This window comes from Laceyella sediminis, assembly GCF_003003125.1.
GTDB classification, from domain to species: Bacteria; Bacillota; Bacilli; order Thermoactinomycetales; family Thermoactinomycetaceae; genus Laceyella; species Laceyella tengchongensis.
On record NZ_PVTZ01000002.1, the window covers coordinates 83635 to 107755 of the forward strand.

23 protein-coding genes are annotated in these 24121 nt (G+C 51.5%); 2 read left to right on the forward strand and 21 right to left on the reverse strand.

Going from position 1 to position 24121, the window contains the following annotated elements:
* Nucleotide 1 precedes the first annotated feature (1 nt).
* The 11 genes from uvrB to CLV36_RS03225 form a co-directional block, all read right to left on the reverse strand.
* A complete protein-coding gene (gene uvrB, locus CLV36_RS03175; protein WP_022737512.1) occupies nucleotides 2-1981 on the reverse strand; it encodes an excinuclease ABC subunit UvrB in 1980 nt (659 codons plus the stop codon).
* Between the two features lie 279 nt (nucleotides 1982-2260).
* Complete coding sequence (locus CLV36_RS03180; RefSeq protein WP_181352802.1) at nucleotides 2261-3403, reverse strand: PDZ domain-containing protein; 1143 nt, start codon at nucleotides 3401-3403, stop codon at nucleotides 2261-2263.
* Nucleotides 3404-3480: 77 nt separating this feature from the next.
* Entirely contained in the window at nucleotides 3481-4944 is a 1464-nt protein-coding gene (locus tag CLV36_RS03185; RefSeq protein WP_022737509.1) for a S41 family peptidase, read from the reverse strand.
* A 99-nt stretch (nucleotides 4945-5043) separates the two neighbouring features.
* Entirely contained in the window at nucleotides 5044-6129 is a 1086-nt protein-coding gene (locus CLV36_RS03190; RefSeq protein ID WP_106341738.1) for a murein hydrolase activator EnvC family protein, read from the reverse strand.
* Nucleotides 6130-6352: 223 nt separating this feature from the next.
* Nucleotides 6353-7435: a peptidoglycan DD-metalloendopeptidase family protein gene (locus CLV36_RS03195; protein ID WP_022737506.1), complete on the reverse strand. Its 1083-nt coding sequence runs from the start codon at nucleotides 7433-7435 to the stop codon at nucleotides 6353-6355.
* A gap of 152 nt (nucleotides 7436-7587) precedes the next feature.
* Nucleotides 7588-8643: a murein hydrolase activator EnvC family protein gene (locus tag CLV36_RS03200; RefSeq protein WP_022737505.1), complete on the reverse strand. Its 1056-nt coding sequence runs from the start codon at nucleotides 8641-8643 to the stop codon at nucleotides 7588-7590.
* Nucleotides 8644-8675: 32 nt separating this feature from the next.
* On the reverse strand, nucleotides 8676-9827 hold the full coding sequence (locus CLV36_RS03205) for a murein hydrolase activator EnvC family protein (protein ID WP_022737504.1): 1152 nt from the start codon (nucleotides 9825-9827) through the stop codon (nucleotides 8676-8678).
* Between the two features lie 36 nt (nucleotides 9828-9863).
* A complete protein-coding gene (gene ftsX, locus CLV36_RS03210) occupies nucleotides 9864-10763 on the reverse strand; it encodes a permease-like cell division protein FtsX (protein ID WP_022737503.1) in 900 nt (299 codons plus the stop codon).
* Nucleotides 10753-11439, reverse strand: a complete 687-nt coding sequence (ftsE, locus tag CLV36_RS03215; RefSeq protein WP_022737502.1) for a cell division ATP-binding protein FtsE — start codon at nucleotides 11437-11439, stop codon at nucleotides 10753-10755. Before ftsE ends, ftsX begins: the two co-directional genes overlap by 11 nt.
* Before the next feature lie 243 nt (nucleotides 11440-11682).
* Nucleotides 11683-13113, reverse strand: coding sequence for an argininosuccinate lyase (gene argH / locus CLV36_RS03220; RefSeq protein ID WP_102993548.1), 1431 nt, complete (start codon nucleotides 13111-13113; stop codon nucleotides 11683-11685).
* On the reverse strand, nucleotides 13049-14314 hold the full coding sequence (locus CLV36_RS03225; protein WP_106341741.1) for an argininosuccinate synthase: 1266 nt from the start codon (nucleotides 14312-14314) through the stop codon (nucleotides 13049-13051). Before CLV36_RS03225 ends, argH begins: the two co-directional genes overlap by 65 nt.
* Before the next feature lie 538 nt (nucleotides 14315-14852).
* Between CLV36_RS03225 and corA the strand changes: the two genes are divergently transcribed.
* Both corA and CLV36_RS03235 read left to right on the forward strand, forming a co-directional pair.
* Entirely contained in the window at nucleotides 14853-15812 is a 960-nt protein-coding gene (gene corA, locus CLV36_RS03230) for a magnesium/cobalt transporter CorA (RefSeq protein WP_102993550.1), read from the forward strand.
* Nucleotides 15813-15819: 7 nt separating this feature from the next.
* The gene (locus CLV36_RS03235) at nucleotides 15820-16698 is read left to right on the forward strand and encodes a polysaccharide deacetylase family protein (protein WP_106341742.1); all 879 of its coding nucleotides are present in this window, start codon (nucleotides 15820-15822) and stop codon (nucleotides 16696-16698) included.
* A 73-nt stretch (nucleotides 16699-16771) separates the two neighbouring features.
* Here CLV36_RS03235 and CLV36_RS03240 read toward each other — a convergent pair whose 3' ends face one another.
* The 10 genes from CLV36_RS03240 to CLV36_RS03285 form a co-directional block, all read right to left on the reverse strand.
* Nucleotides 16772-17206, reverse strand: a complete 435-nt coding sequence (locus CLV36_RS03240) for a DUF350 domain-containing protein (protein WP_022737497.1) — start codon at nucleotides 17204-17206, stop codon at nucleotides 16772-16774.
* Nucleotides 17207-18469, reverse strand: coding sequence for a glutathionylspermidine synthase family protein (locus CLV36_RS03245; protein ID WP_106341743.1), 1263 nt, complete (start codon nucleotides 18467-18469; stop codon nucleotides 17207-17209).
* A 1-nt stretch (nucleotide 18470) separates the two neighbouring features.
* Nucleotides 18471-18755 carry a hypothetical protein gene (locus CLV36_RS03250; RefSeq protein ID WP_102993554.1) on the reverse strand — a complete coding sequence of 95 codons (285 nt, stop codon included), beginning with the start codon at nucleotides 18753-18755 and terminating at the stop codon, nucleotides 18471-18473.
* Nucleotides 18756-18763: 8 nt separating this feature from the next.
* Nucleotides 18764-19219 (reverse strand): hypothetical protein, encoded by a 456-nt coding sequence (locus tag CLV36_RS03255; RefSeq protein WP_106341744.1) that lies wholly within the window; start codon nucleotides 19217-19219, stop codon nucleotides 18764-18766.
* Nucleotides 19220-19334: 115 nt separating this feature from the next.
* Entirely contained in the window at nucleotides 19335-19997 is a 663-nt protein-coding gene (locus tag CLV36_RS03260) for a TerC family protein (protein ID WP_106341890.1), read from the reverse strand.
* A 492-nt stretch (nucleotides 19998-20489) separates the two neighbouring features.
* Nucleotides 20490-20696, reverse strand: a complete 207-nt coding sequence (locus tag CLV36_RS03265; RefSeq protein ID WP_146130588.1) for a hypothetical protein — start codon at nucleotides 20694-20696, stop codon at nucleotides 20490-20492.
* A 34-nt stretch (nucleotides 20697-20730) separates the two neighbouring features.
* Nucleotides 20731-21534 carry an HK97 family phage prohead protease gene (locus CLV36_RS03270; RefSeq protein ID WP_106341746.1) on the reverse strand — a complete coding sequence of 268 codons (804 nt, stop codon included), beginning with the start codon at nucleotides 21532-21534 and terminating at the stop codon, nucleotides 20731-20733.
* Between the two features lie 43 nt (nucleotides 21535-21577).
* Nucleotides 21578-22645, reverse strand: a complete 1068-nt coding sequence (locus CLV36_RS03275) for a phage major capsid protein (RefSeq protein WP_106341747.1) — start codon at nucleotides 22643-22645, stop codon at nucleotides 21578-21580.
* 165 nt (nucleotides 22646-22810) lie between these two features.
* Entirely contained in the window at nucleotides 22811-23512 is a 702-nt protein-coding gene (locus tag CLV36_RS03280; protein ID WP_106341748.1) for a peptidoglycan recognition protein family protein, read from the reverse strand.
* A 50-nt stretch (nucleotides 23513-23562) separates the two neighbouring features.
* Entirely contained in the window at nucleotides 23563-24102 is a 540-nt protein-coding gene (locus CLV36_RS03285) for a phage holin family protein (protein WP_245888274.1), read from the reverse strand.
* Nucleotides 24103-24121: the final 19 nt, after the last annotated feature.

Below are 24121 nucleotides of genomic sequence, written 5' to 3' on the forward strand. Positions count from 1 at the left end.
CTTAACCCTCCGCTTTAAGCTCCAAGATGAGGTCGCGCAATTCGGCCGCTCGTTCGAAATTGAGCTCCTTGGCAGCTTGCTTCATCTCTTTCTCCATCTGCTCGATCAGCTTCAATCGCTCACCCTTGGACAATTTCTTCATTTCCTTGTCCACTTTGTATTCTGCTTGGTCTTCAGCCACTTTGGTCGCTTCAATGACATCATGCACCTTTTTCCGAATCGTCTGCGGCGTAATGTTGTGTTCCTCGTTGTACTTCATCTGAATCTCGCGCCGGCGTTCGGTTTCCTCTATCGCTCGCCGCATGGAGTCTGTGATCTTATCAGCATACATGATCACTTCCCCTCTGGCATTTCGCGCCGCCCGGCCGATCGTCTGAATCAGGGAGCGTTCTGAGCGCAGGAACCCTTCTTTATCGGCGTCCAAAATGGCGACCAACGAGACTTCTGGCAGATCCAACCCTTCTCTTAACAGGTTGATCCCGATCAGCACATCAAATTCACCCAAACGCAAATCGCGCAGAATTTGCATCCGCTCAATCGTCTTGATGTCTGAATGTAAATAACGCACCTTGATCCCAATTTCTTTGAGATAATCGGTCAAGTCCTCTGCCATCTTCTTGGTCAAGGTGGTTACCAATACCCGCTCGTCTTCGGCAATTCGCTTGTTGATCTCTCCGATCAGGTGGTCGATTTGCCCCTGAATCGGATGAATGTGAATCACAGGGTCTAGCAAACCGGTCGGACGGATGATCTGTTCGACCACCGTGGGGCATTTTTCCAATTCATACGGCCCTGGAGTCGCCGAAACAAATACGATCTGGTTGATTTTCTCTTCAAACTCGGCAAACTTGAGCGGGCGGTTATCCTTCGCCGACGGCAATCGGAATCCGTGCTCCACCAACATGTTTTTGCGCGCTTGGTCCCCATTGTACATTCCGTTGATCTGTGGGATAGTCACATGTGATTCGTCTACGATGATCAGGTAATCATCAGGAAAAAAATCCAATAAGGTGTAAGGAGCTTCCCCTGGTTGTTTCCCCACGAGGTGTCGCGAATAGTTTTCAATCCCGGAACAAAAACCAACTTCACGAATCATTTCCATATCATAACGCGTCCGTTGCTCAAGGCGCTGGGCTTCCAGCAGCTTGCCCGCATCCCGCAACTCTTTTAGCCGCTCTTCCAATTCAGCCTCAATCGAAGTGAGAGCCCGCTCCAATTGAGCTTGTCTCGTCACATAGTGGGAAGCCGGGAAAATGGCGACATGCTCCCGATCGCCGAGGATCTCTCCCGTCAGCACATCGATTTCGCGAATCCGTTCAATCTCGTCTCCAAAAAATTCGACCCGTACCGCCTGTTCACTGCGAGAGGCTGGAAAGATTTCAACTACGTCGCCGCGCACGCGGAACGTGCCGCGCGTGAAATTGATGTCATTCCGTTCGTATTGGATATCGACCAGCTTACGCAATACTTCATTTCGCTCTTTTTCCATCCCCACCCGAAGCGACAACACCATTTCCTTGTATTCGGTCGGCGAACCCAAACCGTAGATACAAGAAACACTGGACACGATGATCACATCGGAACGCTCAAACAACGCGCTCGTGGCCGAGTGGCGTAACTTGTCGATCTCATCGTTGATGGAAGCATCCTTTTCAATATACGTATCGGTGGCCGGGATATAGGCCTCCGGTTGATAATAGTCATAATAACTCACAAAATACTCGACGGCGTTGTGGGGGAAAAACTCCTTTAACTCCCCGCACAATTGCGCCGCCAAGGTTTTATTATGCGCGATCACCAGCGTCGGTTTGTTCACTCGGTTGATGGTTTGGGCGATGGTGAATGTCTTTCCCGTTCCGGTGGCCCCCAACAATGTTTGATAGCGCTCACCCTGTTCAATCCCCTGCACCAGCTTTTGTATCGCTTGTGGCTGGTCACCTTGCGGTTGAAACTCTGAAACCAGTTGAAATCTCTTCTCCATCCTCGCATTCACCTCTTTTCTCACTTAAAGGGTATTATACCATAAACCATTTCGACCGGGGAACATCCGTTCCTTTCTCGCTTTATGTCACTTTTGTGTATCTCCAGCATTGCCTGAAACACATAAAATAAGAACCTCGCTCATCAGAGGTTCTTATGCGGATTGGCAATATGGCCCGGAACCGATGGTTTCCTTTCGTTCCGCTGTCGCTGGAAGCAGTTCCGCCGGCCTGGGACAAAGCCACGGCAATCTTGCCACTTTAGCGTTTGTGATATACGGTCATTGCAACGCTGTCGCCCCTGGCCGTGTCGCTGTCGTTTGCGGTATGCTCAGCCCAGCGCCGGATGAACCGATGATCCCCAGATGACGCGGGTCATCCTCATACAGGGCTTTTTGCATAATATGCCGGTCGTCCTGCTCGTCCAACACTTCCAGCTTGCAAAAAGCCGCTTTCTCTGTCACTTGCAAAAGTGCGGCCATGGTAGGGACGCTTTTGCCGTTGACACGATGTACCACGTCCCCCGGCTTAATACCCATCTGTTGGGCCGGGCTTCCCGGCATCACGGCAATAACCTTGATCCCGTTGCCATCTGAAACATAATAAGGTCTAAGCCGCTTTACACGGAGGCGGTTCCATATGGCGATCCCTTCATGCCCTGCGATGGAAAAGGCCGCTGCCGCCCACACCCCCATCGGCCACACTTCCGCCAGAGTGATCAGCCCTGCCAAAATCAAGGTATAGCCCAACGTCATTGTTGAGGCCAACCGCTTTTCCCGCTCCAACGGCTTGTCATAATTAAGGCAACCAAAACCGAGCAACAGGGGAACGGGCGCAAACCCCAACACCAACGGAAACGGCCAAATCCTGTGAAATTGAAGTGCGGGCTTTCCTTTCACCAAGACGGGTCGGGCCCCTTGGCTGCCATCCAGCCGAATCAACAGCCATTCAGCCAGATGCGCCAGGCAGGCGATCCAAAGCCAATCCAACACACGCACTTCCAGCAAACTGCGCACGTAAGGTTGCCATGCCACAGGCAATTCCGCGACCGGTGCAATGGTCACCCCGCATTGTAACAAAGCGACCAAGCCCGCCGAATAGGCGATACACGCCCACCTGGCGCGCATGATGGCAAGTAGCGCGGTACAGCCCCAAATCCAGGCGAGATCGGCAGGACGGATCACCCATTGGCCCCATAACGAGCAGAGAGAAACCCCTGCGCCCAATACCAGCCCCATCCCCCATGCCCTTAGCGCTAGGGGAAAAGGCGGCGTCAAGCGGGTCGCAAACCGTTTGCGCTCATACCGCGCTAGCCCCGCCGTATGCATCGCCAAAAAGATCAGCGCCAGCCAACTCCCCGGATGGATCACCAACTGCCCCCACGCACTTGTCCATTGCCAAACCGAAGACCAGACTGCATCCACAAGCATTCCTCCAAAATAAAAAGTAACCCCAAACTGGTAATATCTGGGGTTACTTCTACAATTTCATTGCAAATCCTTTATTTCGCTTTTTTCTTTAACAATTCGACAGCCACTTGCAACTGGACATCGTTTTTTGGATCGCTCACAAAGTCAATGAAAGCGGCTTGCACTGCCTCGGCGGTTGTTTGGTCGAGATTGCCTGTCTGCGGAAGCCCTTTGGTTTTCTGGAACATTTTAAGCGACTGTTCGGTTCGTTCGTCAAAATAACCATCTTGACGGCCGGGGTTGTAACCGAGCGCATCCAGGATGGTTTGCATGCTTTTGATTTCCGTAGAGTTCTGATCACGGCCAAGCGGCTTCTCCACATGGAACGGCGTCACATGCATGTAAGCGGGCAATGGGACCTTCACATCTGGTTTGATCCCTTTGGTGCCGCCTTGTTGATGCACCCAATTGCCCTTCGGTGTCAACCATTTGGCAATGGTCAGCTTAATGTTGCTGCCATCATGGAAATCTCTCGTCGTCTGGACGGTTCCTTTGCCGAACGTGGTTTCGCCCACCAACGGATACCCGCCCGATTCTTGCAATGCGGCAGCAAGGATTTCGGAGGCGCTCGCACTGCCTTTGTCAATCAGAACCGTGATAGGATACGGCTTCGCTTCATCCAATTTGGACGTGTACTTCTCGCGTTTGCCGTTTTTGTCTTCCGTCATCATCACCGTTTTTTTGCCTGGAACCAACTGATCGCACATTTCCAGCACAACGGGCAACAAACCACCGGGATTGCCACGCACATCGATGACAAGCCCCTTCATGCCTTCCCCTTCCAGCTTCTTCAAGCCGTTGGCAAAATCCTTGGCTGTGTTCTCGGAAAACTGGGAGACGGTTATGCGTCCGATTTTGTCTGGCAACATCGTCGCCTCAACTGTTTGCAGGGAGATCTCATCCCTGATAATGGTGATGTGAAGTACTTCCTTCACGCCTGGCCGAACAATTTCCAGCTTGGCCTTGCTTCCTTTGGGGCCGCGAATTTTGCTCACAGCCGTATTCACATCCATGCCCTCTAGGCTGATTCCGTTCACTTTCAGCACCTGGTCATTCGGCCGGATGCCCGCTTTTTCAGCAGGAGATCCCTTAATCGGAGAAATAATGGTCAAACGGCCGTTTTTCATGGACACTTCGGCACCGATGCCGGTAAACGAAGACTGCAAGTCTTCTTTAAATTGACTGGATTGTTGGGGGGTCATGTATGATGAGTAGGGGTCACCCAATGAACTGACCATCCCCTGAATCGCTCCATCGATCAGCTTCTGATCGTTGATCTCATGGACATAATTCCCTTTGATCGCACTGTACGCTTGACGCAGCTTATCCACATGCTCTTCAAACGACGCATCTTGCGAAAAATTGCCGGAGAGTAGCGTTCCCGCTTCCCACTGGTCGATCAGGCCACCCTCGCCCACAATCAGGGCTGTGCCGAGACTGCTGAATATCACCGCGACAATTGCGATAATCGCTACGGTTTTTCCTTTAAATACCACGGATACACCACCTTTTGGCCACTCGCCCGAAGGAGAAACTTGTACACTCTCCAATCTATGATACACATTAACAAATTAGTCGTCCAATCGTGCTTTGCACTACCGCATATAATTCAATGGGTTATAAGTCGGGGGGCGCTCACCATAACCGATGCGAACCTCAAAGTGCAAGTGCGGCCCGCTGCCAATCCCATAGTCCCCAATCGAAGAAATTTGATCCCCCCGATGCACTTCTTGGCCCGGCTCCACTTTCACTTGGCTCGGTCTACTGTGTGCATATTGTGTGAAGAAAGGTTTGCCATTGTACTGGCCGTGATAGATGGTTATTAGCCAACCATAACCGGAAGACGGACGGCTGGACACCACCACTCCATCCGCTGGCGCATAGATGGGCTTGCCGAACCCGCCGCCAAAATCTACCCCGGCGTGGAAGCGGTAATAGTGGAGCACTGGATGCAGGCGCATGCCGTAATTGGATGTCTTGGGCCCTGGAGTCGGTTTGGAGAGCGGCCCGGTATATGGGAAGCGCAACTTCCCGTTCTTCCAATCGTCCAAGTTGATCTCCAGGATTGCGTCCTGATTGGCATCTTCCCAATCATGAATCGCCTTTAAATCCCCGTTGATCTTCTTGGTCGCTTCGGTCAACTGCTTTAATTTGCTTTTCATCTGATTTTGCTTGTCCTCAATTTGATTCACAAGCGCCAAGTACTCTTTGTTTGCTTCTTTCGCCACTTCATAGGCCTCTTTGTATTTCATCACTTTCGCAAAATCGGACTTTACCAAGATTCGCACCATACCAAACCGATGCAAGAAGTCATTGAACGAGTCTGAGGACAACAGAATCGACATGTACTGGTTCTCTCCTCGTTCATACATGCGGCGGATCAATTTGTGGTACTCCCTTTTCTTCACTTCAAGATCTTGCTTGGCTTTCAAGTACGCCTTCTGTTGTGGCGCAAACTTTTTGGACAGCCGACTAATCTCATCATTCAGGTCATTGATCTCTTTCTCCAGGCGTCGCATCTCATCTGTCATCTTGCTCTGATCTTGTAACAAGCGCCCCTTCTTCTCCCGTTGTTTCTGCACTTCCTCACGGGTCACTTCCGCATCTGCCGATTGCGGGGCTATGCACGCCGTCGCCAATAACGCGATCGAAAGCAAGGCGGCTATTCGCTTGGCATTCATGCGCTGTCCTCCCTTGGTGTCAACCCATCTTTTCTAGGGCGTGTCTGATGAATAAGCCAGCGGCTCCAAAAACCTTTTCTCATTCGCTTCACTTGTGCATCGGCGCTCCTCGAGAAAAGGTTTTTCCGCCGCTTCTTCCCCACACAACTTGATTTGCCAGACACACCCTAAACGAAATGACCAACTCGTAACCATCATCGCCATCACTTAAAAACAGCCTGCATCAATAACTGATATAATTGTCGGGATTATAGGCCGGCGGGCGTTCACCATGACCGATGCGCACTTCGAAGTGCAAGTGGGGACCCGTGGAACGGCCGTTGTTTCCGACAGAAGTGATCTGTTCTCCACGATGCACTTCTTGTCCCAACTGTACTTTGACTTGTCCCGGATAACTGTGTGCATATTGTGTGAAGAAAGGTTTGCCATTGTACTGTCCGTGGTATATGGTAATCAACCAACCATAACCAGAAGAGGGTCGGCTTGCTACAACCACCCCGTCGGCCGCCGCTCGCACCGGCGTGCCCAACGGTCCGGCGAAGTCGATCCCTTCATGCTTTTTGTACTTCCCTAGCACCGGGTGGAACCTTCCGCCAAAACCAGAAGTCTTTCTCGTGTTAGTCGGTCTGGAGAGCGGCCCGGTGTATGGGAAGCGCAACTTCCCGTTCTTCCAATCGTCCAAGTTGATCTGCAAAATCTCATCTTCGTTCGCTTCTTCCCAATCCTGAATCGCTTCCAAATTGCTGTCGATTTTTTTCATCAACTCCAAGAGTTTAGCGTTTTTGGCATTGATCTCATCTTGTTTCTTCTGGATCTCGCCGACCAGCTTATCGTATACGCCTGTTTCCTTCTTCACCATTTTCAGGCGTTCCTGGTATCTCTCCACTGTTGCAAAATCAGCTTTGGCCATGATGCGCACGATCTCAAACCGGTGCAGAAAATCGTTAAAGGAACGGGCAGACAGCAACATCGCCATGTATTGGTTTTCGCCTTGTTGATACAGCCGGGTGATCAGCTTCTTATACTCTTCCCACGCTTTGTCCCGCTGATCCTGTGCCTCTTTCAACCGTTTTTGTTGCGGAGCGAATTTGACATCCAGCTTTTTCTTTTCCTCCGTCATTTTGGCGATTTCTTGTTTATATTTAGTGATTTCTGCGGTATATTTGCTTTTGCTTTCCAACAACTCTCCCTTTTTCTCGCGCTGCTGTTGCACTTGCTCCCGCGTAATCTCCGCTCCCGCTTGTAGCGGCATGGCGGTCGCAATGAGAGAAGCCGTGAGCGCCACTGCAACCAGCTTTTTCCTCATTTGTTTGTAGCCCCCCTCAATTTTTGCTCTATTGATCATTTCCCCGTCAAGGTTTGGACAAATTTGCCCTGTAAATGGCAAGTCGATCTAACCATTCCTCGTGGGAATCATTAGATCGACCGCCAACCCTTTATCTTATCACTCTTCACCCGTCAATAATACTTCATCGGATTGACAGGTGTGCCGTTTTTGTGCGTTTCAAAATGCAAATGCGGTCCAGAGGAACGGCCATTGTTCCCAACTGAAGCGATCCGTTGTCCTTTCCGCACCCGTTCACCCACACTGACGGTCACGGTGCTGGGATACATATGGGCATATAAGGTTTTCAATCCGTTGCCGTGATCGATCACCACATAATATCCATAACCGCCGGGATCGGATTTGGTCAGCACGACTTCGCCGTTGTCCGCCGCCAAAATCGGAGAGCCGATGCTGTTACCGATATCGATCCCCTCATGCATGCGCCCACTCCGATAACCGAAGGGCGAAGTGACGGTGCCACCCGGTTGCGGCCAAGCCAATTTGCCCGTGCCGTAGCTGGTGCCGGATGACTTGGCCGCGCGGACAGCGCGGTTTTTGCGTTCTATCGCTTCTTTGGTCACTGCTTCGTCGTGTTTCAGCTGTTTCAGCTTAGATGCGTGCTGATTATACACGGCGGTGTAATTGGCCAATTCCGCCTGGGCCTTTTTGAGATAAGGCTCTTTCTCTTTTTTCTTTTGCTCAATGGTCTTGATTTGCTTCTCTATGTCGCTCTGCGCTTTTTTATAACCGTCCAACACGTTTTTTTCCCGTTTCAGCACAATGCGCACCAGCTCGAACCGGGCCAAGAAATCGTTAAAGCTGTCTGCGTTCAGCATGAATGCAAGGTAATGGGATTGGCCCTGCTGGTACATCCGCGCAACAACCGTGTTGAACTTTTCCTGCTTTTGCTTCAATTCCCGCTGGCTCTTCTGAAGATCCGCTTTGTGTTTCGCTATCTGGTCGTCAATTGAGCCGATTTCCTTTTCGATTTGGTCCACTTTCTCTTTGGCCGCACTTAATTCCGATTGGGCGACATCCACTTTTTTCTCCGCTTGCTGCTTTTCTTTTTGAATCTGTTTCAGCTTGTTCGTGTCTGACGTGGTGCCTTCCGCCCAGACCCCGGAAGGCCAAGATTGGAGAATCAAGGCGGCCGCCGCCAGGAGACCGATACCCAAAGATCGTATCATGTCCGATGCTCCCTTCCTTTGTCGCTCTCCCTTTAGCGGAAGTACTTCATTGGATCGACAGGGTTGCTATGCTCATGCACTTCAAAATGCAAGTGCGGGCCGGTCGACCAGCCATTGCTGCCCACAGCCGCAATTTCTTGCCCTTGCTTCACCTGATCGCCCACTCGCACTTTGACAGTGCTTGCGTACATGTGCGCATACAGCGTGGACAGTCCGTTGCCGTGGTAAATCACCACAATGTATCCATAACCGTTGGAAGGGCGGGCCGCAATCACCTCGCCAGGTGCCGCAGCCATGATCGGGGTGCCCATCGCGGCCCCGATGTCAATGCCCTCATGCATGCGGGTTGTATGACGAATGGGATGATAACGCGGGCCAAAAGGAGAAGTGAGGACTCCCCCGCGAACTGGCCACAACAGGCCATCTTTGGCGTGCGTGTTGGCCGACACGTATTGTCGCTGTTCACGCTTTTTGGCCTGGCGTTCAGCATCGGCCACCAAACGATTCAACTCGCGTTTGGCCGCTTGGTTTTTCTCTTCCAACTCTTGCAAGCTGGAATCGATCGATGCAATCAATTCCTTATGTTCATCCATTCGAGCTAGCAATTCATCATACGACTGTTTGACTTCTTGATTCTGCACTTCCAGCCGTTTATGCTCTCGATTCAATGCGGCTTGGACTTGGGCCCGTCTGCGCCGCTCTTGATTGTACTTGTCCAGCAATTGGCGATCGGAGCGGTTGATCATCGTGATCATGTCAATCCGCTCCAGAAAATCGCCGAATGATGCGGACTTCAACAACATCTGCAGATAAAACATGTTTCCCTGCAAATAGACGGTACGTAGGCGATTTTGATAGGATTGCCGTTTCTGATTCATCAATTGTTCAATCTCGTCTAGCTGTCGCTGGCCTTCTTTGATCCGTTCTTCGGTCTCATACACTCGATGCTCCAGCCGGTTAAGTTCTTTCTCTTTCGCGTCGATTTCAGCCAAAATCGCCTGTTCGTCTTGCTTGGCCAACTGCTTCTTTTTCTCTAATTTCTGGATCTCCTTGTCATTTTTCTTGATGTCTTGTCTACGCTGTTCAATGCTTGAGGAAGTGGGATTCGCCAAACCGATTCCCTGGGGCATTAAAGAAAAAACGAGTGCCACAAGCAAGGTTCCGACTAGGATTTTCCGTTTCACGTTTCTCCTCCTTACGCCCGATCGTCCCACTGACGGTCAGACCCGCAAGAAACGACGAACAGAGATCAAGCTTCCCGTGGTTCCAATCGCCGCGCCCAGCGCAAAGATGCTCAATGCCACATATGTCCCCAGCGACAACAGCGGCATCATTTTCAAGACGGAAGAGGCTTCCCCTGCGCCCAAGGTGGTGTAAGCTACTTGGTACAAGGTCAACACGATCACGGTAGGTACAATCGCGCCAACGATCCCGATAAACGCCCCTTCGATAAAGAACGGCCAACGGATGAACCAGTTGCTGGCTCCCACCAAACGCTGAATCTCGATTTCACGCTTCCGGGCGATGATCGTCAGCTTAATTGTGTTTGAAATCAAGAATGCTGCCAACACCGCCAAACCCAGACCGAATACCAACACAATGTTACGAGTGAAACTGGACAGGCTGACCAGCTTGTCCGTCACTTGGTCACCGGAAGTGGTTTCTGCTACCCCCCGGAGCCCTTTCACCTTCTCTTCAATCTGTTTAATGGTGTCAGGATTTTGCGGTTCGATTTCAATGACGTCCGGCAATGGGTTGTCCTTGTCGAAGCCTTCAAACAGCTTCTCGGCATCATCATCACCCCAGTCGGCCTTGAACCGTCTCAATCCCTCTTCTTTGGGCACAAGCTTCGCCGTTTTCACACCACTGATCCCTCGGACCTGCTTCAACAGCTCTTCTTGTCCCTGATTGGTGATCGATTCTTCCAGAGAAGCGCGAATCACCAATTGTTTGTTCAACTCTGCCACCATGTAACGCACGTTAAAAGCAAAAATCAAGAAGATACCGAAGATGAACAACGTCACCGCCACGGCGCTGATCGCGGCAAAGCTCATCCAGGTGTTCCGTTTCACGCCCCTGTAAGCTTCCCGCATGTGGCGAAATAAAGTCTCAATCTTCATAACCGTATTCACCTCCCAACTCATCACGCACGATAACCCCTTGCTCGATAGCGATGACGCGTTGTCTCATCGTGTTCACGATCTCTTTGTTGTGCGTCGCCATCACAATGGTTGTGCCGCGTTGGTTAATCTCTTCGAGCAGGTACATGATATCCCAGGAGTTCTCCGGGTCCAAGTTACCCGTGGGCTCGTCCGCGATGATGAAGCTGGGGTTGTTGACGATCGCCCGGGCAATCGCCACCCGTTGTTGCTCACCGCCGGACAATTGCGACGGCAAAGCGTGCATCCGGTCGGACAATCCTACCAACTCCAGCACTTCCTCCACACGCGGTTTGATCTTACGGCGTGGCATTTCAATTGCTTCCATCGCAAACGCGACATTCTCGAATGCCGTCATGTGCGGCAACAACTTAAAGTCTTGGAAGACGACGCCGATTTTGCGGCGGACATGGGGAATCTTCCAGTCGCGAACCCTTTTGACATTGACGCCGTTGATCAATACGACGCCGTGTGTCGGCTTCTCTTCCCTGTACATTAGTTTGATGAAGCTACTCTTCCCCGCGCCACTCGGCCCCACAATATAGACAAACTCGCCGTAGTCGATGCGCACATCGATGCCGCGGAGAGCTTCTACGCCATTGGGATAAACCTTCCACACATCATGCATTTCAATCACGAAACTCACCCCAGGAACACATATTTTTCTCTTATTATTAGTCTCTCAATCTATTAAACTCCTGCATTGCTTAATAGTATCAAAAAATGAGAATACATTCATCGGGCATCCAAAAAAACTAGAAATCGCCTTATTTCCCCAGCTAAACTCTTACTTATTATAACATCATCTTTTCAGCAAGCCAGGTTAATATTTTTCAAAATCAAATTTTATTCAAAAAGCCAAAAAACCCCAGAACCTGTGTCATGGGGTTTTTGACGCTGTAAATTTCCAAACACCGCTAATCCATTGGTTAATTTTGTCATACTTTTCCTTCTTTTGGCTTAGGGTGGACAACACTTGCTCTTTCGCCGTGCCCCCAGCGCTCCGACGGGCTTCCACCACTTGCTCACACCCCAGTCGCGCATACACATCCTCTCCGATCAGCGGCGAGAATGCTTGGCACTCGGACAAGGTGCAGTCAGCAAGCCCTTTCCCTTCGCGAATGCAATGCAAGACCATCCGGCCGACCACTTCATGCGCCTGCCGAAAGGGCAATCCCCGCTCCACCAGGTAATCGGCCAGATCCGTAGCATTGGCGAACCCTTGCTCAGCGCTTTGCCGCATCCGCTGGGCGTTGACTTTCATCGTTTCCAATATCGGTGCCATCAGTTTGAGACAACCGGTCAGGGTGGTGATCGTGTCGAACACGCCTTCCTTGTCTTCCTGCAAATCTTTGTTGTAAGTGAGCGGCAAAGCTTTAAGCGTGGTCAACAGACCTATCAGGTGGCCAAACACCCGGCCGGACTTCCCGCGGATCAGCTCTGGAATATCGGGATTCTTCTTCTGCGGCATCATGCTACTGCCGGTGCAAAACGCGTCATCCAATTCCACAAAATTAAATTCGTCGCTACTCCACAAGATTAATTCTTCAGCAAGCCGCGACAAATGTACCATGATAATCGACGCAATCGAGAGAAATTCAAGCAAATAGTCGCGGTCACTCACCGCATCCATGCTGTTATCGTAGATACCATCAAAGCCCAGCCGCTCAGCAACCCATTCACGGTCGATGGGGAACGTGGTGCCCGCGATGGCCCCTGCCCCTAATGGACAGAGATTGACACGCTTGTAGCTGTCTATCAGTCGCTCCATATCCCGTTCAAACATGGAGGCGTAAGCGAGGAGATGGTGGCTGAGCCGCACCGGTTGCGCCCGTTGCAAGTGTGTGTAGCCCGGCAGGATGACGTCGATTTGTTGCGATGCCTGCTTGAGTAGCACACCGTGGAGCTCATGGATTAAGCGGACCAATTCCACTGTCTGCATGCGAATGTACAGATGCATATCCAACGCAACCTGGTCATTGCGGCTCCGTCCCGTGTGCAGCTTCCCGCCCACCGGCCCAATCTCGTCCGTCAGCATTTTTTCGATGTTCATGTGAATGTCTTCATGCTCGATGGTGAATACACAACGGCCTTCCCGCACTTTTGCCAAGATCTGCTCCAACCCCTGCTCGATCTGAGCCACTTCATCGGAGGACAAAATTCCGCATTTCCCCAACATCGCCACATGAGCCAAGCTTCCTTGAATGTCGACTTCCGCCAACACTTGATCGAAAGCGATGGAGGCGTTAAATTCCTCCACCCACCGATGCGTCGACTTGGTGAATCTTCCGCTCCACAGTTTGCTGCCCATGAGTGCCCTCCCCTCTATGCACGCTTGCATAAATATTCGTTGGCAAGCCCCACAGCTTGATGAAGCCCACGGCAGCTGTATGGTCAAACAGATCATCCTTGGAGTAAGTCGCCAGCTTCTCATCATACAGCGAGCTGGGGCTGGTGCGTCCCAGAACGGTCACCTGACCCTTAAACAGCGCAAGGCGCACTTTTCCGCTGACATGCTGTTGCGTCTCTTCGATGAACGCATCAAGCGCCTGCTTGAGCGGTGAAAACCACAGCCCGTCATATATCAGTTCAGACCATTTTTGCTCCACGATTGGCTTGAAGCGGGTGATATCCCGGGTGTGGGTGAGGAATTCCAACTCCTTGTGGGCGGTTAGCAAGGTGATCGTAGCCGGGCATTCATACACTTCACGGGACTTGATTCCCACCAAGCGGTTTTCCACATGGTCAATCCGTCCCACCCCATGCGCGCCGGCCAACTGGTTTAACCGGGCAATCATCTCATGGAAAGGCATCGCCACGCCGTCCAGCTCAGTCGGCACCCCTTTTTCGAAGGTGAGTTCGATCACAGCAGGTTCATCTGGCGTATCGGCGAGCGCCTTCGTCCACTCAAATGCCGCTTCTGGAGCCGCGTTCCACGGATCTTCCAACACTCCGCATTCACAGCTACGTCCCCATAGGTTCTGGTCAACGCTAAATGGATTGTCTAAGTTGGCCGACACGGGAATGTTGTGGCGCTCGGCGTACGCGATTTCCTCATCGCGGGACATGCCCCACTCCCGCACGGGCGCGATCACCTGCAAGTTGGGATTCAACGCGGCCACGGCTACATCGAAGCGGACTTGGTCGTTCCCTTTGCCTGTACAACCATGCGCAACAGCGACGGCGCCACGCGCTTCTGCCACTTCCACCAGCTTCTCCGCGATCAAGGGACGGGACAGCGCCGTTGCCAGCGGGTATTTTCCCTCGTACATCGCGTTGGCTTTTAAGGCCGGCTTCAAGAAACGCTCGGCAAACTCTTCCCGCACATCCAACACGATGGACTCAACGGCTCCGACCTTGAGCGCCTTTTCCCGGACAAACGCCAAATCCTTGCCCTCCCCAACATCGAGCGCCACCGTGATCACATCATATCCGTACGTTTCCCCAAGCCATTTGATAGCCACCGATGTATCTAAACCGCCTGAATAGGCCAATACCACTTTGGGTTTCATTCGCGCCCTCTCCTTTTATAAAAATTCATCATCATGAATTATTATACATAACATGCGTAAAAAGTCCACCCATGCCTACCCATGGTAAACATTGGCTGAAATAAAAAAACGGCTCCATACAAGGCGGAGCCGCCAAAACAAAAAAAATTTATGATGGAAAAAACGTGTATAAGTAAACGCTTGTTTATGCAGAGGCGTGGTTGCAAACGATATTGACACGCCCTAACCCACATCGCCGCCTGAAGCGCCTCCTGCATCCGGGATCACGACAGCCCCCATGCGCTGGATGATTCAACTTCGGCAAGATGATGACGGTCACGATAGCAACAATTTTTATGTCAATCTGACGAAACTTCCCTGCCTTCCTTTCCGTTATGCGTCGCTGAATATTATCATTAGCTATACGTTCTATTTCTTTGGTAAATCATATAACTCGTATCCAGCCTCATTTCATTGCAGGAAACCTATAAACAATGGTTATCATTTAAATCTTGCATTCTCGTTACAAACCACCCAAACCCGACAGGGGGGGACTCGCATGATCCGCACATTGGCATATACCCAAGATGGCCGCATAATTGAAAACCTGCCGATCGAGGAAGTGCAGGCCCTTGATCCCGCATGGTATTGGATCGACTTTCACGCCCCAACCATGCAGGAAGCTACTTACTTGGAAAAGTTGGGCTTTGATTCGTTGGCGATCAAAGATTGCCTCCATTATCTGCAACGCCCCAAGTTCGATTACTACGACACCTATACCTTTTATGTGTTGCAAGTCTTGAACAACAAAACGTGGAAGCCGGAAGAGATTGACCTGTTTGCCAGTCCCCGCTACATCGTTACCTTCCACTACCAAGCGCATGAGGAAATCGACGAAGTCTGGGAACGGGTCAAAACCGACGCCATGGTCCAATCCAAAGGGACTCCCTTCATCATGGTGAAAATCATCGACAAAATCGTCGATTACTATTTTCCCATCGTCCAAGGGTTAGAAGACCAGCTCACCATATTGGAAGAGAAAACGCGTAGGCCGCATGCGAGGCTACACACCTTGATGAAGGAAGTGTTCAAAATTCGCGGCGAACTGTTGGCATTGCGCCACACCATCTGGCCCATGCGCGACCTTTTGTACCGCATCCTCAATTCAGAGCGCCTGCATCTTTCAATCGAAGAGCGTCGCCAATACAAATCCATCCACGACCATCTGGAACGGCTTGGCCAGATGGTGGAATCAAGCCGAGATATGACAGCCGACATCCGCGACAATTATCTTTCGCTCAATTCCTACCGGATGAATTCAGTGATGATGACCCTCACCGTCATCACGGTGATCTTCATGCCGCTGACGTTTATCGCTGGCATCTACGGCATGAACTTCGAGCATATGCCAGAATTGAAATGGCGTTACGGTTATTTCTTCGTGCTAGGCCTGATGGGTTTCATCGGCGTCGCCATGTATATGTGGTTCCGCAAGAAAGGCTGGTTTGAAAAGGAGTAGTCAGCCCATGCAATCGTCAATCAAATCACTGACCGCAATCATTTCCTTATGTCTGGCAACAACCGCGTGCTCCGGGACCCAGGTCACTACCGATCACCCCCAAGCACGCCCCACTACCCAATCGACTGCCGCGCCAACCGCAAAGCCATCGACCAACACAGCCGCATTGCCTTCAGTAGAGGAGATCAAACAACGGGTGCAAACCAAATTCGAAGGCCAAAAGCCCCGCAAATGGGGAGAGCACCTTCCCGGCGTCATCGATCGCCTACCGACCCAGGAAAAACTGATCGCCCTGACTTTCGACGCCTGTGGCGGACAGCACGGTAGCGGCTATGACGCACCGCTGATCCAATACTTGGAGCGTGAGCAGATTCCGGCCACGCTCTTTATCAACAGCCGCTGGATTGAACGCAATGAACAGATTTTCTTGCGCTTGGCGCGGCAGCCGCTGTTTGAAATCGAAAACCACGGCACGGTTCACCGTCCCCTTTCCGTCAATGGGCGCGCCATCTACGGCATCCGCGGCACGGCAAACGTGAATGAAGCATTGGAAGAAGTGCTGGGCAATGACCGCAAAATCATGGAGTTGACCGGAAAGAAGCCAAAGTTTTTCCGTTCGGGTACCGCCTATTATGATGATGTGGCGGTCAAAATCATCCATGAAACGGGGGAACGCCCCGTCAACTTCGATGTAATCGGCGACGCGGGTGCCACCTTCTCCGCCCGCCAAGTAAAACAAGCTTTACTTACAGCTAAGCCCGGCTCCATCGTCATCCTCCATTTCAATCAGCCGCAAGGGGACACCGCCGAAGGGTTGAAACAGGCGATCCCTCTGCTGCGGAAACAAGGATACCGCTTTGTGAAGCTGGAAGATGTGTTGAAATGAAAAAGGCATGGATCTTTTGATCCATGCCTTCGTTTGTTCACATAGGGAACCGGTGCCAATCATCTCTCGCCCCTTAATAACTGATCAACGCGGCCATCACCAAACCCACTCCAACGCTCAAGCGCGATGCGAAAATGGCGACGGGCACATTCCCCTTAGGGATCTCTTTGACCACACTAAACGGGGCCAGTAAGTTAAACAAGTAGAACATGATAATTTGAAACACGATCCCCACGGAACCCCAGATCAATAAGTCGACCACGCTCACCGAGTGGAATATCGCCGAAGCCACCACCAACATCAATCCGAGCATCTTGCCGCTCAGATCATGAGCTGCTGCAGCCGCCGCATTTTTTTTGGCGGGATCATCTGTGTTCGCGCCCTGCCGAATCAATTCCACTTCCTTGTAGGGTGTCGCCCATAAGAAGGCGATAAACCCCACAATGACCAGCGGGATCGTCACGGCCAAGTATAATGCAAAATTCTGGAATAATGCTAGTTGACTCATCTATTTTCCCCTCTCTCCCAGCAGACCGACTGGCAAATAATAGGAGCGATCGCCGGTGATATGCTTGTCCACCCGTGCGACAATCGCCGAGGCTTGACCACCGATCAAAAACGAGCTCCACAGCAGCTCCCCAGTGAACGGACCACGCCATGTCTCCACTTCCACTCGCTCCATCTCGGCCAATTCTTGATAAATCATCATCTGCTCCCAATACAACGTTTCCTTGTCATGGGCGATGATCGCGCCGTTGCGGTCATACAGGGTAACGGCTCCGCCTTCCCGACCGAAAATCGGCTTCCGGACATATGCCCGCTTGCCATGAAACGGATTATCCATATAGGTAGGCAACATGTAGCGTTGAATGCACGCCCGTTCCTCCGCGGTGTAAAACAACTGTGAGTCGCTCAAGTTCCATATCAGCGCTTGCATGGCTTTGGTTTGCGACAGCAACGCCTGGGGTGGATTGATTAACGCCAAGTGCTTGTCGGCAACCAATCGCAACAAATGTTTTCCTGTCGGATATCCATGTTCATCCTCGTCATCGGCCAGAATCTCCAACGCATGTAGCCGATACAACACATCCACCGGGGCAAACCCGCTGCCATCCGGTGCATACAGGCGGCTCCCCTTGACCGCCAGCTCCGACAACGGGACGAATGCGGCCTCTAACCCTGATTCCCGAAGCAAATACTTGGTTGTCCCCGCGTCTTCCTCGTGCCAGTCCAACGCGCTGAACACCACCCGTTCGGTGGCGTAACCGCTCTGCCGGTATCGTTCCACAAGTTCTTGGAAAACCGGGCGGAAACGGCGGTGTTCGCCTTGGTTGGGATCAGTGGCGCCAAAGGCCTTACACACCAATCCGTTTACATAAAAAGCTTCCACGATACATGTGGGAGTGTCACTGTTAAATTCGAGCATCTTCAATCCTTGCGGCGTATGGGCAAAGTCAAAACGACCGATGGCAGTGGGTGCCGACGAATTGATGGACAAGCGTACAGCTCCCCAAGCCGCTTCGGGGATGCCCAGCTCCCTTAAGAGGGCATCAGACCCTTCCTGAACGATGCGAGCCGTTTTCGCGAAAATCTGGCCTAAGCGCTCTGTGGCAAACGCCAGCTCTTGGCGAAACGCTTCGCTAATGGGATGGACAGTAGCCAATGCATATTCAGATTGATCATCTTTATCCCAATCCCATGTGAAAATTCCGGCTTCCCGAATCGGAGCATAAATTTCCGTCCGCCGCCGCGCATAATCGTCACGTCGCATCTTATCCGCTGGAGCCTCCCGATTTCCGGCCAATCCCTTTTTTGAAATCGACGTCGTTCTCGGTAACCAAGCGGCTATCCGGTTTGATGTAGGCGAAGCGCTTCCCTTTTTTTACCACATAATTGTCTGGATCATAGTAGCTACCATCATCGTCGCAACGCCGATCCCGATTGTCGTCAAAACACAGCTCGATATCTTCATCGCCGCACCCGGCCAAGGGCACGGCAACCATCGCAGCGGCAAACAACTTCACCAACCGTTGGCTTTTCCCTTGTTGCTCTCCCATTTTTCCCCTCACTCTTCCGTTGTTGGCTTGGCGTAAATCACATACACTTTTCGGTTTTCATCCACTTCCGTCGATGTCTTCTCCCATTCTTGATCGCCAATCATCAGATAATCACCCAATAAGTGCAATAATGCTTCTTGCGGATCATAGAAACGAAGCCGGTGAACCAAGGGATAATCGTCCATCCCCTCGCGGAAATGGCGCACCTCCATACAGATCCCTACCCAGTCTGGCATGAAGACGGGACCGGATGGGGCTTCATCCTCATCGGGGCTTTCAATGACATATATCACATACAGATCCCCTTCAATCGCGGTGGATGTTTTCTCGTAGACGCGGGTTCCCTTGACCAAGTAGTCGCAAGCAAACCGCATCAACACTTCCCCATTCGACAAGGACGAATAACCGAAAAGGCCGGGAAACCCCTGTTTTTCATCACACAGCCGATATTCCAATCTGACCATGGCGCTCCCCCAACTTTCCTCCCATTCTCACATCTGACTTGGTTTGCACGCCAGCAATGGTCCTTTTATCAGCGGACAGGCGCGCAACTTTGACATACAACTAGGTTCGATACCTTTAGCTTTGCGCGCCCGCTTTGCTCTGTCTTTGTTTGAACCAGCGACCAAGCAAGAGCACCGCGGCAACCAGCAGAATGATGAATCCGTATTTGATAGAGGGTTCTTCAAAGTACGCTTTGATCAACTTCTCATCGACAATCATTTTGGCGGCGGTAAACGCCAAAACTCCCGAACCAATATATATGATCCATGGGTATTTGTCCATCAGCTTGAGGAAGACGGTGCTACCCCAGACCACAATCGGCACGCTGATGATCAGTCCTAGCACGACCAGTAAAAAGTCGCCATGAGCCGCGCCCGCAACCGCCAACACATTGTCCAAGCCCATCACCGCATCGGCGATGATGATTGTGCGGATCGCCGCCCACATGCTATCTGCGGCTTTTACATCATGATCTTTCTCCTCAATCAACAGCTTAAACGCAATCCAAGTCAAAATAATCCCGCCGATCAAAAGCAAACCAGGTATTTTCAGCAGCCAGACGACCGCCAGTGTCGCCAATACCCGGATCACAACCGCCCCGAGAGTTCCCCAGATAATCACTTGTTTTTGTTTGTCCTTGGGCAAATTGCGTGCGGCCAACCCGATCACAATCGCATTATCACCCGCCAACACCAAGTCAATGATCACAATTGATAGCAACGCTGTAAAAAATTCCATCATGTTTGATCATACACCCCCGAAAATAGTATCCTTCCACATTGGCAAAATACACAAAAAGACCTTTACTTTTCCAAACTCAAAATCACGCTTGGAAAAGTAAAGGTCTTGCCAACAACGGTTACGTTGCCAACAAAGCCGGGGCATATGCCCGTAATGACGACTTTGCTGTACCAGCTACTCCCCTTTATTCAAAACGAGAAAGTATTCCATTAGCGAACTACCCTTCTATCATAGTCAACGGCTTATTCTCCGTCAATGGATAGAGCTGACAATGTTTCCAGAACCCATGATGAATTTCGTAAGTTTCAATTCTTTTTTCACATAATATCATACTTACGCCACAAAGTCGCCTCTTATGTAACGGCAAGTGAAAAATAAGACGTATACGAGAAGAACGATGAGAAAATAAAAAAGCTCCCGTAAACCGGGAGCTGTAAGTTCGTTGGCAAAAAGCCAGCGCTGATGCCTGAGCCTGTGTTCCTGAAAACCCTAAGCCATCAACGTTTTATTTCGTTTGAGCGTCCCCTGCTCGGGAGCCGTTTGATTGATCATGCATACATTCACACCCGCGCCAGTCACCTTGACCGCGCGGCTCCAGTTCAAAGCACGGTAAGCGATGTTCTTGGCGTAGGTGTTTACATCAAATTTTTCGCTCACCGGTTCTTCCAACTCGACAGTCAACACAATCTTATTCATGGTGATTCCTCCCTTTTTCTGCTGGGACGCCGCTTTATCCCCTTCTGAAGGCACAAGGGGAGTCCACTTCGACAGACACCCCTGTCCGTTTGGCGTAGTGCTCGATTACACGCAGGCGCTGATTCAACTCCCCCATCTCCCCCTCCAGCTCAAACGCGCAAGACACGCGGTTTTGCTCTTTCATGCCAAACAGATAATGAAGGAACCGCCCGGTGTTGGCTCCTGTCACAAACACGCGCATGCGTAGCGGCTCGCTGGCGGAGAATGAAGGGAGTTGTTGGCGTACATTACCCGCTTCCGGAATCAGCAGGGATTTAAACGCAATTGGCGTTCCGTACTCCAAGTCCGCGTCGGCGCCCCATGCGTTCCGAACTCCCTTCTGCACTTGAAAGGCAGCATGCGGGTTGGCGGGGACACTGACGACGCTGATTTCCACCAAATCGATTTTTTCAATGAGATGGCGATGAGGAGCTAATTGCCGGCGGTGAAAATAACCGCCAATGGAAAACGATCTCAATGTGCCTTGCTCGATTTGTTTGCGAATCCCCTCAAGGTGGGGGTCTGGCGATCGGTTCACTTGGGCTATGACATACAATCCGCGCTGATCCAGATGCGCTTCTAGCACTTGGCCAATCGGTTTTTTATGGTCGTGATATGCCAGCAGGATCGGATTCTTCATGTATTGTTCTATGCTGTCGTCAAACGCTTTCGGATCAATCGTATCCCCATGGCGATCCCGCTCATGAAAGGTACTGGCGTACCCTTCCAGCAGAAGCGCGCCTTCTTCGACGTCCTTGGCCTTACGGATGCGATGAATGACGGGAAATGGTCGACTCATGGGAACCTCCTTTCCAAAAGGAAGCGTGGGGCCGCATCCGGCCTCACGCTTTCTTCAACAGTGCCTTGACGACCCCATCGGCAAACCCACCGCTCTTGTGTGGATAGGCGATGGCAGTACGTACCGTCGCTTCAATCTTGTTTTTGTCACCCTCCAGCGGAAAGACCCGTATCGTTACATTTCGGCGCTGGGACAGCAAAACCGACGCCCGGTTCGCCAAAATGATCGGATAAGTGGGGGTCGTTCCGTCAACAGCGTCCAACGTGGTGAGTGGCGCTACGCTCATACCGTAAAATTTGCCCAGCTCTCCGCTGATGATCGTGGCGCTTGGGCCATACATGTCTTGCGTCTTCACTTCCCCGGCTTGAACCAGATTCCAATACAATTCAGGATGGAGATACATGACGATGTTGGCCGGGTCCAAATTGTACGGGGCTCCCATCGCCGATAACAAACTCATCACAGTTTGCGCGGCGTTAGCTGGGGTCAAGCTCCCTCCTGGCACGGCAGCAGTCTTGTCGGCAGCGTTGGCTAGCAAGCCATGGGTGGCATCATCTAGGAACAGCATTTTCTCTTCCGCCCGCATCAGATTGACCGCCAGTTGGTTTTTCAGAAACGCCATTATTTCCGGGATGTTTTCCTCTTCAAATTCGGTTGTCGCTTCCGCCGTAATCATCAGTTTGCGGTGGTTGAAAACAACCTTACCGTAGTGGTCACTCACCGGCTGGGACGCTACCGTCTCCCCTTCCGATCCAATCAGCGAAGCAGTGAAATCACTGGCCACTACCGGTAGCTCAAACGGGTCCTTGGGAGCATTAAAGATTTGGTGGTAATTGCGCACTTTGGACTGCTGACGGATTTTGTCTATGATCTGCGCGCCCAACGATTCCGGCTCCCACTGTGTCTCCGGCAATTCCCCAGCCGCTTTCGCCTCGATCATTTTCAGATCGGACAGGGAGATTTCCTCACTGTAGCTTTTGCAGTGGAGAATCGCGTCCAGCAATTGCTCATCCGCAGGGGATAAAGCTGCGTACTTGCCCGAACCAATGTGGATCCGCGGGGTTCCTCCAGCGTAATAACTACGGGTACTTCCGAATGGATAAGTAGACATCTCGCTCACTCCTTAAATGATGTTATTTGGCCTGCGATGCGCAGACCCTGTTTAAACAAACATAAACTATGTGGTTAAATTTATATAAATATTCTCCTATACGTTTATTTTACAGCGGGTCAAACGCCCGGGGTAGAGACAATTCCTTCACACCCTCGGCCCCGCTTATGAGAACAACGCTCCCCATGTTTGCGGGCCGACGATGCCATCCACAGCCAGACCGCGGGCCTTTTGGAAGGCCTGCACCGCACGTTTGGTCACCGGGCCGTAGATTCCGTCCGCCGGCACACCCAATCTCACTTGAACTTTTTTGATATCATCCCCCCGCATCATCGGGCGGGTAACCTTCAACAAACGGCACAGGCCACTTCCCGCTGTCGGCGACGCAGAACCGCCTTGTCTCACCCGGGCAATGAATGCCGGCCATTGCTTAAGAAGATTTGCCGGACAATTTTTTCCGGACCAGTGCTTATGGGGAACCACCCGGCTGACTGGAATCTTGTACTTATTCATGAGCATTCTGACAAGCCTGATGGCATTTTCTTGTGCACGGACAAAATCCCCATCAGCGTTCACGCAGATTTCGATACCGATGGATTTTCGGTTGCCGGGGCCATTCCTCCCGTCCCCGGCATGCCACGCCACCTCGTTTTCCGGAATGTGTTGGATGATCCGTTTGTCGTCAACGGTAAAATGCCATGACGCGGTTCGGGTATTCCCTCTTGCCAACAGGCGGGCGTGGGCTTGTGCATCCGCCCCTTTGGCGGTATTAGCCGTTTCATGGATCGTGATGTACTCTGGTTTCATGGTGATGCGGGGGCGGATATGTCGATGGGCCACCGGAATCCATTGTTGTTGAATATTCATCGTTTCAACCTCCATTTCACTCGGAATTTGGTGTTCGTCACCATGGATGCCTATTGTTTCTTGTCCGTTTTTTCTTGCAACACCTGAATCGCCTTTTCAATAGGGCCTGGAAGTTGCAAGCCCATCCGGCCTGCGTTTTCGGTAATACTCAAGCATTCATTGGCAGCATAAAAAAAGACCGCTCCATCCCGGAGCAAGTTCTCGGTCCCCAACAGCACATCCAGCAGATGGCACATGGCAATCACCCAGATCATGCCAAATTTCCGCAAAATGCCTTTGCTGCCGATCTGACTAGAAAGCTTCTTCTCATAAAATCCGGCCAGCAGGCCCGTCACAAAGTCAATGCACACCAAAATGCCCAACACGATCAATCCCGTGGACCATCCCCCAAAAATATAAGAGGCTGCGGCACCCGTCATTGCGACCGTTGTTTTGATCGTCACACTCTCCTGCGCCAATTGTTTGATCATCGCTTTCACATCGCACCACCTTTTCTTTCTATTTACTGCCCACAGTCCATCCGGCAGTGGGCACATGGCGGAAAATGATACTTTCTCGTTGTCCATCAGCGGTTGTTTCCCTTGCCGCATAACCGGGACTTCGCCTCTT